Raw genomic sequence first — 15,281 nt, 5'->3', positions numbered from 1 at the left:
GTGATAGGCCTCCTTATGCTAGGACGACTAGTCGTCTTCGCCATTTAAATTTTGAAGTGCATCGGCTAATGCGCGAACGCGCTCGTTGGTTTGGTCGACTAGCCGGCGGATCTCTGCTGCAGACTCTCCCGAGCGTTGTGCCAATTGTCGTACCTCATCGGCGACCACGGCAAAACCTCGGCCCGACTCACCGGCACGAGCTGCTTCAATCGCCGCGTTGAGCGCGAGTAAGTTTGTTTGTTCGGCGATGCCGTTTATTACACCAATAATTTGTTGTATCTCGCTGCTAGATGCTTCGACTTTTGTCATCTCCTTCTCGGTGACATCAACCGCTTGAGCTCTATTGGTCACATCAATGCCGTAGGATACGAGGTAAACGGGGTTTCCTTCGGAGTCAAAAATGGGGGCGACGACAGTATCGAAACGGCGTTCGCTTCCGTCTGCAGCGGTAAACGGCAGTACTTCTTTTATTTGTTGACCCGATAGCACATCACTAAATGCCGACTCTCCGAGCTTATTCTTAAGGTTGTTGCTTAGAATTTCTGAGTTTGATGCTGTTTCTGCGCGCAAGTGGTCGAGCATATACGAGTTAAATGAATCAGGTTTACCATCAAGCCGCCATTGCATAATCCCGTTGCTAACACTGATGGCTTCGAAGCGTCTTTCTGCTTCCAATGAGCGTTGCTTGGCTTCGGTGATATCAGCTTGAATGGAAATAAAGCTAGATAAGTGCCCGTTGTCATCAAAAATTGGATTGATAGAAACAGAAATCCAATAGGCATCACCCTGCTTGTTATAATTAAGGAGCTCGTCGTAAAAGGGTTCGCGGTTTTTTAGTTTCTGTGAAATTTTCGAGACTGTTTCGGTGTTAGTCCCTGGCCCTTGAAGCATGGTACCTGGTTTTTTGCCGCGCATTTCCGACATGGTATACCCGGTGAGTTTTTCAAACCCTTGGTTAACATAACGAGTATAGCCATCGGCATCGGTAATGATGACTGAATTATCTGTCTCATCCGCCACCATCGATAGCATTTTGAACTCTTCCCGACGCTCAACTTCTTCTGTGACGTCTTTGACAAACGCGGTGTATTGGATTTCGTTGTCGAGTTCAATTTTCGAGATCGAAAAGCTGCCCCAACGGTGCTCACCATCTTTGCGCACAACGGGCACTTCCCGCGTTGAACCCACAATTTTATTGATGCCAGTCCGGCGGTTTTTGTTGACCAATTCATCGTGCTCATGGCGGTGTTGCTCTGGCACCAGCATTTTGACATTGTTCCCTAACATCTCTTCACGTGTGTATCCCCACAAGCGCTCCGCAGAGCGGTTGGCGAAGGTGATAATGTTATTACCGTCAATGGTCACCACGGCATCCAATGCTTGTTCGAGCGTTTGGTTGACTATTTCTTGAGCTTGTTTTTGTGCAGAAATATCGTGAACAAACGCGGTGTAAGTAGATTTGCCAGCATGTTTAATGTGGTTCAACGAGATATTGACCCATACATGAGAGCCATCTTTTCGCTCTAATTGCACATCGCGAGAGGTTCCGACGATGCGATTTTCTTGGGTCATCCGGTGATGATTAATGAACCCGTCATGACTGCCCCGAATTTCTTCTGGAACCAGCATTTTGACGTTGTTACCCAATACTTCATTGCGCTGATAGCCCCACAGTGATTCCGCAGCATCGTTGAAATAGATGACGTCATTTTTTTCGTCGATGGTCACGATAGCGTGTATCGACTGATCCAGTGTTTTTTTATAACGCCCATCAACGACCAAATCTTTTAACATTAACTTATTCCTTGTTGACCGCTCACACTCATCAATGGCTATTGATTAGTGTGATATCAGTTCCAATTAGAGAGAAATACCGTACCACATCCTGTACTCGGGTGTTGAGTGAACCGATCAGCGTTTATGCCAATAGCAACACAAAAAACGAGGAAATACTGTCAAAGCGTATTCAAGCGTTGATATCACTATAAATAACGCGAGCGCGGGCCATAAAACTAGTGTAATTAACGGCCTTTTAATGGGGGGACGCGGTCGATGAGGATTGTGCTACGGGTAGATGTCCGGGCGGCAAGTGAAACGGGGAAGCAGCACTCCCCCAAATGATGGTTAAGGTTGATGAGGTTTCTCGAATACGGCGACGGACCACGCGGGGATGGTGAGTTTACCGTTGGTTACGTGAGCGGCCTGTTGGTTATAAGCGATCGAGCCGTTGCCCGCATTGGCTTGCAAGCTGTGAAGCTGATAGCCGGTGGCGTCGATGTTGGCAAAGTCATTGACGGCCGTGCCTGAGGCATTGATCGCGACGATAATTCCATCACGCGTCGCATCAATATTGCTGTCGTGCAGACTGCCACTGTTATCAAGCAGCATCACAATCAGCCCGGGGATTTGTGAGGCGCCCGTGTTGTGAAAGCTGACACGTTGGTTGATCACGCTGCCTTGGCCTAAGTGGAACAGCCCAGATGAAGTGCGCAGCGCCACCAGCTCATTAAAGTAACTGTCCATGTTGCTGATTGCCTGCGGTGTTGGTTTGGCCTCGCTGTTGTGGTTGGCAATCACGGTTTCAATCATTGGCCAGTTGTCGCCGTCTTTATCTTCACGTGGCAGCCCTTTATCCCACTGCGTGGTTTGTTGAGTAAAGTCGACGCGGTTATACCAATCGCCTGAGTCGTAGGAGTCACGCTGCATGGATTTTGAACGAAGCAGTTCGCTGCCCATGTGAATAAAAGGCACCCCTTGTCCCAGCAGTGCCGTTGAGAGTGACACGGCTTGGGCACGAACGCGTGTCTCGAGCGGCATGGCGTAAGGGAATTTGTATTGATTGTTATCCCACAAGGTTTGGTTGTCATGCTTGGAGACATAGTTTTGAACCTCCCAAGCATCTTTTGCGTAGCCAGCCGGTTGACCGTTGTAATCGACCTCGTCACCGCGCACGACATCACCATTGGCAATCTGTAACTGAAAATCTTTTAAGTTACCCGCCATACCCAAACGAACGAGATCGGCATTATGCAGGGCACCGGCTCTTTCCCCGCTGTTTTGCTGTTGTAAATCATTGGGGGCGACCCATTGACCATTACCAAAGCCTTGGTTTTTGCGTAGGTACTCGCCACCATCGAATGGACCGCCGCCGCGAACCGCATCCCGAAGTCGGTCAGAAAACGAGCCAATGCCTGTGCCTGCAAGGTTTGTTTGGGTAGCTTGGACAAACTGGCGATCGTTGGCGACTTCACCGAAGTTCCAACCTTCACCATAGAAATACACATCTGGGTTGATGGCGCGGGCAACGGCAAGTGTGTGCTCGATCTGGGCCAGCGGATGATGACCCATCAAATCCCAACGGAAGGCATCGATTTTGTAGTCTTTCACCCAGGTGGCAATCGAGTCATCGATCAGCTTGGCAAACATGCGATGCTCAGGCGCGGTGTTTGAGCAGCAAGTGGATTGCTCAACGTCCCCAGTGACGGGGTTAAGGCGCTGATAATACCAAGGCACGACTTTATCCAGCACAGAATAGGTCCCTAAGCCTGCTTGGTGGGTGTGGTTGTAGACCACGTCCATTACCACATTCATGCCGATATTCTGTTTAATTGCCATGACCATTTTACGAAACTCGAGGATACGCGCGGTGCCTTCAGGCTCGGTCGCATAACTGCCTTCGGGCACGGTGTAATGGAAAGGATCGTAACCCCAGTTAAAGCTGTCGTGTTGACGCATCGCTGCTATCACCGTTTGCACATAGGGAGTGTCAGCGCTGTCTTGGGTGGCTAAATCCATTAATACCGCTTGGATGGTTTGATTGTTGTCGCACTCACTCGCCAGCCTTGGCGTCTCTTTCAGCGAAGGTGCTTTGTCACATAGCGTGGAGAAACGATCGGTTAAATCGATACGCTGCGCCGTGTCTTCGTTGATGGAGGCAATATCAAACACGGGGAGCAGGTGTAAGTGGGTAACGCCGGATTGAGAAAGCGCTTTTAAGTGATTGACCGGGGCGGTGCTATTTTGGGTAAAAGCCAGATACTTACCGCGCAGATTGTCTGGTGTGGATTGATCGAGCGCGGAAAAATCACGCACGTGCGCCTCATAAATCACGCTGTTGGCAGGGTTTTGCTGCGAGTAAGGTGCACTCAGCGTATCCCAGCCACTGGGTTTAAGCGCGGGCGCATTTAGATCCACCACCTGTGAATAGCTAGAGTTGGTCGATAAGCTATGTGAGTAAGGGTCAGTGACTTCGAGACGCTCGATACGATGTGTGGTTGGGTGATAGACCGATAGTTGATAGCGGTAATAGTCGCCATGATTCAGCGCGGTGGTGGCAACATGCCAGCTTCCTGAGTTGGCGTCGAAGTCCATTTTAATGGGTGTTTGGCGCTGCTTTGGCGCGTTTTGTTCGCTCCCCGATTGATAGAGCACTAGCGAGACTTGCTGTGCGGTGGGAGCCCAAAGACGAAATTCAGTGTGTCCCGCGTCAGGGATGGCACCATAGGTAAGTTTTTCGGCGTGTTCGGCATACAAGGCATCAAGCGCCCGCGCCGGTTGCACATCGGTTGCGGTTAGTACGGTGTCGCCGTCTTTGGCGATGGCGAGAATTTGTCCTTTGAGCCACTGCTTCAGGGCAATATTGGCGCTAACAAAGTCAAAGTCGAACCCTTTAACGTCGCCTTGCAAATGGGGAAACGATGTCTGCCAATTATCGCGGGTGGCAAGGGTGGATTCGACACTCGCAGTGGCGTTTTCCACTTGCTGCGTGTCCGGGTTATAGCGCATCGTGCCATCAGCGGAGTAATACAAGGTGAGCGAGGTGGCGTTGGTTTGATGAGTGAGCAGGGTATCGGCGTCAGCAAATAGCACACTGGCATCGCTAGTGCCCGCATCTCTAGGGGGCAAATTGGGGTCGTTTTCGATATTGCAACCCGCTAACGCTATGGTAGCTGCAACGGCGACCGGTGTGCCGAGTGGTTGCAAAAGGTGAGTGCGCTTCATTGATCTTTCCTCATTTATCAATACTGAGCGCAGCTTACTCAAGGAGGGCATCTACCATGCGTGATCGGGTTAAAATTCAGCGTGTCATTACAAAAAAGATGATGAAATTCAGCAAAGTATCACGAAAGGTAGGGGGAGAGCGCGAGGCCTCTACGCCCCCAGAAAAGCCTGAGGGCGTAGACAGGGTTGACTAATTCCCCATAAGTTGTAAAAGGTTTTCGGCGGTGACGACCGCTTCTTTGCGGTTAGCGATATTGAGCTTTTGATATAAATTACGAATATGGGTTTTGATCGTTGTTCCCGCGACATCCAACTCATGGGCGATTTGCTCGTTACTGAAGCCTGAATAAATTAAGCCGAGCACTTGCCACTCGCGTTGTGTCAATGAGCTGGTTCGCACGAGCTCTGGCACGTTAGGGTGGTTGACCAGCTTTTCGACAAAGGCTTCATCAAAGTGCGTTGAACGAGAGCGTTGATGGCTCGCAATTTCCTTGAGGAGTTGCTGCGCACGGTGGCGTTCGAGGGCGCCGAGTGCGTGTTGTTCAATTAACGCATGCAGGAGCGGGGAGAGCGCCTCGCCCTCAATCAAAAAGTTACCCATCATGCCGGTTTGATTGGTGAGGATCAGCGCATCTTGCAAGAGGCTTTTGGCATATTCTGTCTCTTGCTCTTTGCTGGCAAGGACGGCTTCAACAATCAAATTGCGGTTTTTATCGGTCACCAAGTTGGCTTTGTTTGCTTCGCGGCGCAGAAAATCAACCGCTTGACGTGCTTGGTCATACTGACCCAAATGCAGATGCGCACGGGCAATGTTTCTCCACTGAAGCTGACTAAAGTGGTTGCAGGCGGTAGCGGGGCGAGTGGCTTGGTGTAACCACTCGTCCATGTTGGTGAGTTCATTTTTGGCTTGCCAATAGAGTAACAGCGACAATGATGCATTGGCGGTCCAATCAACGTGATAAACAGACTCGCGCAAAAGGTGTTCAATATGCTCAATGCTTTTTGCCGCTTTGTCTAACTCGCCGCGGCTAACGGCTACGCGTGCGAGCATGGAGTAACTATGCAAATGCTTGCTCGGTGGCTGATTTTCTAAAACCTGCAGTCCTTTGTAGGCGCAAGCTTCGGCTTCATCAAGCCGGTTCCAACACCATAAGATTTGGGCACGGAGACGTAAGGCAAACTCGTGGAGAGGAACTTGATGCAGTTGTTGATCCTCAATGAGCTGATCGGCGCTGTCGAGCAACTCAAACGCGGCTTGCACATAGCCTTGCGCAAGTAAGATCTCACTTTGTTGTAAAATCGCCCAAAGTGCTTGATGGTAAACTTGATGTTGCCGCGCTAATTTCTCGGTTTGTTGCATCATGGATAAGGCGCGATCCAGCTCACCGAGCACATGATTCACTTCTCCCACAACCGAGGTAGCGACAATGCGACCGCGGTAATTGGCGCTATCGAGTTGCTCGAGCGCTTTTTCTGCCAGCTGCATCGCCTGCTCAGGATTATTCGCGTTAATGGCCACTTGGGCGAGCAACGCATTGGCATTGCCTTGGTAATCGATATCAAGTGGGATTTGTCGGGTTTGATAGGCTTTTTCTGCACTGGATAAAAGTTCGCCAACTTCATGATACCTGTGCTGACTTTGGGCTAACCAAGCACGTAGCAGGCTTAAATTTGGGTATTGGTATAAAAGCTCGTCACTGAGTTTGATAATCGCGGCTTCTAGTGTCGACAATTCACCACGATTAAACATACGCCAGCCGTGCTGATTGAGTATATCGGCCAACAATGCATCGTCTTTGGCGTAGCGTGCATGACGCAACGCTTGATGGGGAGATTGTAACTTCAACCATGCCAGTGCGGCTTGTCTATGCAAGGGTTGTTGTTGGTGAGGGATCCGTGCTTGGCGCTCATGAGCCAAAAACTCCGCGAATAGATGGTGGAATCGGAACCAGTTGTTATCTCCCTCAAGTGGATAAATAAACAAGCCATAACGATTCAGTGACTCGAGCATATTCAATGCATCTTCGCGTTCAGTGAGTGCGAAAACCAACTCGTCATTAAACATCTCTAATACGGAGACTTTCATGAGAAATTGTCGTGTCTCAGCATCAAGCAAATCAAACACTTCTTCGGCCAAATAGTCCCAAAGGTGGGCATGGTTAAAACCAGCGTAAGACGCGGCGCTTTGCATCAGGGTACGCTTTTGGTGCTGCGCTTGAATCGCAATGAGCTGCAAGGCTGACGGCCAACCTTCAACGTAGTTGCATAATGCGTTCGCCGTGGATTCATCCACGCCATCGTCGACACGTTGATTAAAAAAGCGCGTCGTTTCTTCGTTATCGAACGCGAGAAGCTCGTTGCCGATCTCAATCATCAAGTCGCGTACGCGTAAATTCGCGGTGCCCAGTGGAGGGTTGGCGCGTGAGGTGACCACCAAAGTGAGATTATCTGGCATGTGCTTAATGAAAAAGCGCATCGCCTCATGAATCTCCTCATTATCAATGAGCTGATAGTCATCCAACACCAAATAGCTAGTGGCATGAAACCCTGCCAGTTCAGCAAAGACATCAGACAAGAGCGCACGAAGTGATGAGAATTGGCGTTTTTCCGCCAGCTTTATCGTGTTGGCGCAGCCCTCTTGGGTAGCGTGGTGCAGCGCTTGCAGTAAGTAGTTAATGAAGCGAAAGCTGTCGTTGTCACTATCATCAATGCTAAACCAGCCGACATTGGATTGATCCGCGAGCCATTGTGCAGCCATGGTGGTTTTGCCATATCCGGCCGGAGAGCGAAACAGCACCAGCTTATAGTGAGGGGCTTGTTGTAAAATATCGAGCACACGCGGGCGTAATATCGCGTTATAAAGCCGTCCAGGCCGAGTCAGCTTTGATGGGATCCACATAAGACACTGTCCTTCACTGCAAATGCGGTGCGACCTTTTTGGTGCGCACCTCTGTCCTGATTGCAGTGTATGTAACTTCAAACGCACAAACTATGATCTATCCCTGATCTCTTAACGGATGCCCCAATTTAGTGCAGCTACGCCTTTTAATTGTGATTTATATCACTTAAACGTCATATTGGTGGCCTTTTTAATGATTGAGATACACATCCATCTCGGTTTATTAGGGCTTAATTTGCGTTAGCGCACAAAAATCACAAAAGGAAAGCGATGTTTTTCACCGTGGACGTAGCCCCTTTTTTGTTTCATAGCGTGACTTAGGTCACTCGATAAAGGGCTGCTCATGGATTTGATGAGAGGCGGCTCACTATTGCTATGTGACCTGGCTCTCTACGCCCTGTGGTCTCCTCCTTTGATGAGAATGACGTGGGAGGATGTTTGCCGTGCTCGGGTTGGGCAGGATGAATAACCATCAAGGTTTCATTCCATTATCGAGAGCGACGACATGACACCAAAACAGCAACATGCGTTTGATAAAAGTGCGTTTAAAATCAGTATGGTTCAACACCTAACCCAGTTAGGTCACGCACCAGACACCGCTCAGCTGCGCGACTGGTACCTCGCACTGGGCCGTGCATTAGCCGAACATACCACGAGTGATCTGGTAGCCACTGAACACGATCAAGCCATTAAACAAGCTAAAAGTGTTAACTATTTATCCCTCGAGTTTTTGATTGGTCGGTTAACCGGCAACAATTTAATTAGCATGGGCTTGTACGATGCGATTGCCGATGCCGTGAGTGAGCTTGGCCTCGGGTTAACGGATTTACTTGAACAAGAGCGTGATCCGTCTTTGGGCAATGGCGGCTTGGGGCGTCTCGCCGCTTGCTTTATGGATTCATTGGCGGCCCAACAGTATCCTGCGGTCGGCTATGGCTTGCACTATGAATATGGTTTGTTCCGCCAGTCATTCAAAGAGGGCGCACAACAAGAAGCACCGGATGCGTGGCGTGAGCCTGAAGGTTACCCGTGGGAAGTGGTACGTCCTGACTTAGCGCAAACCATTGGTTTTTATGGCCATGTAGAGGTGATTGAGGACTCAGGGCACACGTACCGTCAGTGGGTGCCGGGCATGAAAATCCAGGCCATGCCCTGGGATCTGCCGATTGTGGGTTATCAAAGCAATACTGTGTACCCATTGCGCCTGTGGGAAGGACGGGCGTTAACGCCGTTTGCCCTTGATGCCTTTAATGACGGTGACTATACCCAGGCTCAGCAATCCGCCATCGCTGCAGGGAATTTGACCAAAGTCTTGTACCCCAACGATAACCACGATGCGGGTAAAACATTGCGCTTAATGCAGCAGTATTTCCACAGTGCAGCTTCTGTAGCAGACATTCTCCGTCGTCATCTAGAGGCAGGGCATGCATTGGCCGCATTGCCAGACTACGAAACCATTCAGTTGAACGATACTCACCCCACCATCGCTATTCCTGAGCTGATGCGCGTATTGCTGGATGATTATCGTCTGGGCTGGGATGAGGCTTGGTCCATCGCCAGTCGTACCTTTGCTTACACCAACCACACCTTACTGCCCGAAGCGCTGGAAACCTGGAGTGAGGCGCTGATTGCCAGTTTGCTGCCGCGTCATATGGAGATCATTTTTGAGATCAACCATCGCTTCATGCAAGAGGTAGAAGCGAAGTGGCCCGGCGATGTGGCCAAAAAGCAGGTGTTGTCTGTGATTGACGACAAAGGTGAGCGCATGGTGCGCATGGCTAATTTATGTGTGGTTGGCTCTTATGCGGTGAATGGCGTTGCCGCCTTGCATTCTCAGTTGGTTAAGCGTGATTTATTCCCAGAATTTGACGCGCTATACCCAGGGCGCATTCAAAATGTGACCAATGGCATCACACCGCGTCGTTGGTTGAAGTTCTGTAATCCTGATTTGTCCAACTTGATCAGTGAGAAAATCGGTGAGCAGTGGCCAGCGCAATTGGAGCAACTCGAGCAGATTGCACAATACGCGGACGACACTGCTTTTCAAAAGACGTTTATGGATGTCAAAAAGCGCAACAAGCAGCGTTTGGCGGGATGGGTCAAAGAGCACCTCGATATCACCCTAAATACCGATGCGATTTTTGATGTACAAATTAAGCGCCTGCATGAATATAAGCGCCAGCACCTTAATCTATTACACGTCATTTCACTGTACCAGCGCCTCATCAATGAGCCGAATTTCGATATGGCGCCGCGTGTGGTCTTTTTTGCTGCGAAAGCGGCACCTGGCTATGAATTAGCAAAATCGATCATCTATGCGATTAATAAGGTGGCTGAAACCATTAATAATGATCCACGAGTCGGTGACAAGCTCAAAGTGGTATTTATTCCTGATTATCGTGTCAGTATGGCGGAAATCATTATTCCTGCTGCCGATGTGTCTGAGCAGATTTCTATGGCCGGTAAAGAAGCGTCTGGCACGGGGAACATGAAAATGGCACTCAACGGCGCGCTCACCATTGGCACCATGGATGGCGCGAACGTGGAAATCCGTGAAGAAGTGGGTGACGACAACATCTATATCTTTGGTCTTGATGTCGATGGCGTCACGGCGTTGCGCAAAAAAGGCTATCAGCCTGAAGCGGTCTATCATAGCCAGCCTCTATTGAAGGCCGCCTTGGACAGTCTGTTGGATGAGACGTTTACGCCAGGTCAGCCTGGGGCGTTGCGTCCTGTCTTTGACAGTGTCATGGGTAGCGGCGACCCGTACCTGTGTTTGGCTGACTTTGCCGATTACGTGCGCGCACACAATGACATTGACCGTGATTACCGTGACGCGTCGCAATGGGCACGTAAAGCGATTTTGAATACCGCGTTGGTCGGTAAGTTTAGCTCAGACCGCTCAATTCGCGATTACGTTACTAACATTTGGCAGTTAGAAGCGATTAAGCGCTAATTGCAAATAATGGGTTAACAACCTTATCGGTGGCAAGGAATGAGCCTTGCCACCTAACAATAATGACAACAATATTGCCCAATAAAAGAAGGGGGCAGACCCCTCGGAGAAAGCGATGAAAGAATCTGCATTGAAGACAGTCGCACAAATGGCCAACCTCGCTGATCGCTATATCAGTGCATGGGGCTCAGAAGCGGCCGTGCCGGACAGTACCTTACATGACTTACTAACGTCACTTGGCTATGACACACGAAATGACGAGGCGTTATTGGCATCGGCGGCGAAGAAACATAAAGCGGATGTGCTCGCGCCCGTGCAAGTGGTACAGGAGAATGAGCCAGTCGAAATTGCGCTTCATTTAGGGACCAGTGCGCGAGAAAGTGACTTTAGTTGGCGGTTGGAAACCGAACAGGGCGAGTGCTTCGAGGGTTACTTACAGTCACAAATCGTTCGCGATGAGCGCAGTAATGGCGGCCCATTAGTGTTTAGCCTGCCTTGCTCCCTACCGTGGGGCTATCATCGCCTTTCTGTGATACGTAAACGGCGTCAATCACCGTACCAAATGACGCTCATCATGGCGCCTACTCAATGCTATAAACAACCTGAACTGGATCAACACAAAAAAATGTGGGGCCCGAGTATTCAGCTCTACACACTGCGTACCCCTCACAACTGGGGGATTGGTGATTTTGGTGACTTGAAACAATTGGTCAGTGAGCTCGCCTCGCGTGGCGCGGACTTTGTTGGCCTTAACCCCATTCATGCGTTGTTCCCTGCTAATCCAGAAGCCGCGAGCCCTTATAGTCCCTCATCACGCCGCTGGCTTAATCTTTTGTACATTGATGTGAGCAACGTTCGTGAGTTTTGTTTGAGCGCCCGTGCGCAGCAACTCGTGGGCAGTGCCGAGTTCCAGCGTCGCCTGCAAGCAGTGCGCGATACTCACTGGGTCGATTATAGCGAAGTCGCCGCGCTAAAAATGGCCGTATTGCCTTTGTTGTTTCAAGAGTTTAAGCAACGCGAACTGCTGCAACAGACTCGACGTGGCCGTGCGTTTTTAGACTTTATTGAAAAAGGCGGAGAGAGCTTAAAACAGCAAGCCACCTTTGATGCCTTGCATCAACATTTACGCGCGGAAGACCCTCATGCGTGGGGCTGGCCCGTATTCCCTGAAAAATATCGTCGCTATGAAAATGCAGCGACGCAAGCATTTATCGAGCAGCACAGTGACGACATCCAACTGTACATGTATTTACAGTGGATTGCCGAAGGTCAAATGGAAGAGGTACAAGCCATTGCTGAAGAGCAGGGGATGTCGCTAGGCTTGTACCGTGATCTCGCTGTTGGGGTGTCAGATGCGGGTAGCGAAACCTGGTCGGACAACTCGCCCTTAGTACTGGATGCCAGTATCGGTGCGCCGCCGGATGTGTTGGGACCTCGGGGGCAAAATTGGGGCTTACCGCCATTTGATCCGCAAGCACTGAAACACACTGGCTATCATGCCTACATCGAGTTGTTGCGGGCCAACATGCGTCATTGTGGGGCGTTGCGTATCGATCATGTACTGGGCTTGCTGCGCTTGTGGTGGATCCCTAAGGGAAAAAATGCCACCGAGGGCGCTTACCTGTACTATCCCGTTAAAGATATGCTCGCGATTTTAGCGCTTGAGTCGCACCGTCATCAATGCAGTGTGATTGGCGAGGACTTGGGGACGGTCCCAGATGAAATTGGTGCGTTACTTGCGGATGCGGGCGTGCATTCCTACAAGGTATTCTTCTTTGAAACCTCAGAAGAGGACGGGGGCTTTATTTCTCCGGCGCACTATACCGAGCAGGCGATGGCGACGCTTTCCACCCATGATATGCCAACCATTCGTGGCTTTTGGCATTGCGACGATTTAAAACTGGGTCAAGAGCTCGGCCTATACCCAGATGAAGCGCAACTTCAACAATTGTTTGATGATCGTTTGAAAGCCAAGCAGGGCATTTTAGACAGTGTGCGCTGGCATGGCATGCTACCAGATGGGGTTGGTGGTGATGCGCGTTATGTGCCGATGGATGGCCACTTGTGCCGCGCGTTGCAATTGCATGTTGCCGCTGGCAAGTCAGCACTATTAAGCGTCCAGTTGGAAGACTGGTTGGAGATGGACAAACCCGTCAATATCCCTGGTACGGTAGACGAATATCCCAACTGGCGGCGTAAGCTTTCGGCCAGTTTGGAAACGCTCTTTAGCCGTGAAGAGTTGAATCAACTTGCCAGAGACTTATCTCGGGTGCGCATGCAAGCGAGTCGCCAAACGGCGTAACCACCATACCATGCTCTAACGCTCTATCCTCAGTGCCAGCCAACACGCATAGGATGGAGCGTTTTTTTATATAAGGAGTCGCTGATGCCAGATTCTTCCATTTCAATACTGCCCCAGTCTATTCAGCCTGATCATTTTGCAATTGATATGGCTGCTTTATATAACCCGAGAGTTGCACATCAGCAAATGGGCGCGCATCCGGTGACGTTACCCGTCGCGGGCAAACCGGTCGAGGGTGTACGGTTTGTGCTCTTTGCGCCTCATGCACAATCAGTGAGTGTGATCGGTGATTGGAACCAATGGCAGGCAGAGGCTGGAAGCCTTATTGCCATCGAAGATGGATTTTGGGTGGGGTTTGTCGCTCATCTTGGCCTTAATCAACGCTACAAATATGCGTTAACGGGTCCCGATGGACAATGTTTACCGCACAAAGCCGATCCTTATAGTGCATATGCTGAACAATACCCGTCATTTGCTTCTCTGACCTATGATCAACATGCTTATCAATGGCACGATCAGCAGTGGCAAGACCGCCCCGTGACTGAAAAACATACGCAAGCGCTCTCTTTTTATGAGCTTCACCTTGGTTCGTGGCAGCGAGATGCATCGGGTCAGTGTCTGGGCTATCGTGAGCTTGCTCACCGTTTAGTCCCTTACTTGGTGGAAATGGGTTATACCCATGTAGAGCTGATGCCAGTCAGTGAGCATCCTTTTTATGGTTCTTGGGGCTATCAGCCAGTAGGGCTTTTCGCGCCGACTAGCCGCTATGGTTCGCCGGATGATTTTAAGTACTTGGTGGATTGTTGCCACCAAGCGGGCATTGGCGTCATTCTCGACTGGGTGCCGGGACATTTCCCTACCGATGATCATGGTTTGGCCTATTTCGATGGTACGCCCTTATATCATGACCCCGACCCACGACGTGGCTGGCACAACGACTGGCATTGTCATCTCTACGATATGAGTAAAGAGCATGTGCGCCGCTTTTTGGTGAATAACGCCTTGTATTGGCTTGACCAGTTTCACATTGATGGTTTGCGTGTCGATGCCGTCGCGTCGATGCTTTATCTCGATTACTCGCGTGAGCAGGATCAATGGATCCCGAACCTAGATGGCGGCAATGAGAACTACGACGCCATTGCCACGTTAAAATGGATGAACGAGTCGGTTTATCACTATTTTCCCAATGCGATGACGATTGCCGAAGAATCGACCACGTTTCCCGAGGTCTCCTCGCCAATTTATGCGGGTGGCCTGGGTTTCGGGTTTAAATGGAACATGGGTTGGATGAATGACAGTTTACGTTATATCCGTGAAGAGTCGGTGTATCGACGCTATCACCACGACACGCTAACATTTCCATTGGTTTACGCGTTTGGCGAGAACTATGTACTGCCTCTGTCTCATGATGAAGTGGTGTATGGAAAAGGTTCGTTGATCGGTAAAATGCCTGGTGACGAGTGGCAGCAAACGGCGAACTTACGTGCCTATTTGGGCTACATGTATGGCCAGCCGGGGAAAAAACTCAATTTTATGGGTACGGAGATGGGTCAGACTGCAGAGTGGAACCATGACAGCCAGCTTGAATGGCATTGGCTGCAATACGGTCGCCATCAAGGTATCCAAGCATGGGTGAAAGCGCTGAACCACCTGTATGTCTCAACGCCGGCGCTGCATCGCCTCGACTGCGATCCGGCAGGATTTGAGTGGCGGTTAAAAGACGCTGCAGATATTAGCGTGATAGCCCATGAGCGGCTTGGCGATGACGGCTCGCGGATGCTGGTGGTGAGTAACTTCACCCCTGTCCCCCGGGATGGTTTTCAGCTGGGTGTGCCGAAGAGTGGCGACTACCAATTGGTATTAAACTCGGATGATGAGGCGTTTTGGGGCAGTGGGTATCCCGTTTACGCAGCGCTTAGCACCGATAAAAGCGCGGCGCACGACCAGCCTCAATCGCTAACATTAAATCTCCCCCCATTAGCCACTGTGTTTTATTGCTGGCAAGGGTGAAGGTACGGAGCCCTTTGGGCGACAAAATGAAGATTGCGCCAAGTTAATCCTTGGCGTTTTTTCTGTCTGAATCGGTACCATAAAAAAGGCCGCGAATGCGGCCTAGTCGTAGT

The 15,281-nt window shown here is 50.3% G+C and carries 4 protein-coding genes and 2 pseudogenes; 3 read left to right on the top strand and 3 right to left on the bottom strand.

The window, feature by feature from the left end; all coding sequences use genetic code 11:
- Nucleotides 1–107 precede the first annotated feature (107 nt).
- The 3 genes and pseudogenes from WN56_RS17180 to malT form a co-directional block, all read right to left on the bottom strand.
- Nucleotides 108–1,794: pseudogene (locus WN56_RS17180) on the bottom strand (PAS domain S-box protein); the annotation flags it as partial.
- A gap of 330 nt (nt 1,795–2,124) precedes the next feature.
- Nucleotides 2,125–5,001, bottom strand: a complete 2,877-nt coding sequence (gene pulA, locus WN56_RS15955; RefSeq protein ID WP_231637472.1) for a pullulanase-type alpha-1,6-glucosidase — start codon at nt 4,999–5,001, stop codon at nt 2,125–2,127.
- A 190-nt stretch (nt 5,002–5,191) separates the two neighbouring features.
- Complete coding sequence (gene malT / locus WN56_RS15950; RefSeq protein WP_046075904.1) at nt 5,192–7,900, bottom strand: HTH-type transcriptional regulator MalT; 2,709 nt, start codon at nt 7,898–7,900, stop codon at nt 5,192–5,194.
- A gap of 505 nt (nt 7,901–8,405) precedes the next feature.
- Here malT and WN56_RS15945 point away from each other — a divergent pair.
- The 3 genes and pseudogenes from WN56_RS15945 to glgB all read left to right on the top strand — a co-directional run.
- Complete coding sequence (locus WN56_RS15945) at nt 8,406–10,856, top strand: glycogen/starch/alpha-glucan phosphorylase (protein ID WP_046075903.1); 2,451 nt, start codon at nt 8,406–8,408, stop codon at nt 10,854–10,856.
- Nucleotides 10,857–10,971: 115 nt separating this feature from the next.
- A complete protein-coding gene (gene malQ, locus WN56_RS15940; protein WP_046075902.1) occupies nt 10,972–13,158 on the top strand; it encodes a 4-alpha-glucanotransferase in 2,187 nt (728 codons plus the stop codon).
- 156 nt (nt 13,159–13,314) lie between these two features.
- Nucleotides 13,315–15,168, top strand: a pseudogene (gene glgB / locus WN56_RS15935) (1,4-alpha-glucan branching protein GlgB); the annotation flags it as partial.
- Nucleotides 15,169–15,281: the final 113 nt, after the last annotated feature.

This window comes from Salinivibrio sp. KP-1, from assembly GCF_000968645.1.
GTDB lineage: Bacteria > Pseudomonadota > Gammaproteobacteria > Enterobacterales > Vibrionaceae > Salinivibrio > Salinivibrio siamensis.
This window is presented reverse-complemented; position numbering and strand designations above follow the sequence as displayed.